This is a genomic window from Mycobacterium sp. 1482292.6 (genome assembly GCF_001672995.1).
In the GTDB taxonomy this organism is placed as follows: domain Bacteria; phylum Actinomycetota; class Actinomycetes; order Mycobacteriales; family Mycobacteriaceae; genus Mycobacterium; species Mycobacterium europaeum_A.
Window position 1 is genome coordinate 1 of sequence record NZ_LZKV01000218.1, and the last position, 656, is coordinate 656.

Genomic DNA, 656 nt, shown 5'->3' on the forward strand with positions numbered 1-656 from the left:
GTGGAGATCGTGGCCGAGATCGATCGCGACGAGTTGTGCGGGATGACCGGGGCGCGGTCGGTGCCGGCGTTGGTGGCCTGGAAGACGGGGTGTTCGCCGGCAACCGCGCACACGATCGCCACCATCGCGAGCCGGCTGGAGGAGTTCCCACGCTGCGCGGCGGGCATGCGAGAAGGCCGGCTGTCGCTGGACCAGGTTGGGGTGATCGCGGCGCGGGCCGGCGAGGGCTCTGATGAGCATTACGCCGAGCTCGCCGCGGTGGCCACGGTCAACCAGTTGCGCACCGCGATCAAGCTGGAACCGCGACCGGACCCCGAACCGCAGCGCGAGCCCGAACGCTCGATCACCACGACCAGCACCGAGCACGGCAGCTGTTACCGGATCACGCTCCCTCACCTCGATGCGGCGACGTTCGACGCGGCGTTGGCATCGCATCGTGAGGCGCTGATCGCCGAGTGGAAACACGATCAGGCCACCAGCGCGGGTGATCAGCGGCCCCCGATGCCGGGCACTGTCGAGGCGTTCATGCGCCTGGTCGAGACCGGGTGGGATGTCGAGGCGGCGCGGCGCCCGCACGGGCAGCACACCACCGTGGTGGTGCACCTCGACGTGGAAAAACCCACCGCGGCGCTGCATCTGGGTCCGCTGCTCTCCGA

1 protein-coding gene is annotated in these 656 nt (G+C 69.8%); it reads left to right on the top strand.

Annotation, left to right across the window (positions count from 1 at the left end; all coding sequences use genetic code 11):
- On the top strand, nucleotides 1-656 hold a 656-nt coding region (locus tag A5624_RS22515), incomplete at both ends, for a DUF222 domain-containing protein (protein ID WP_156749139.1).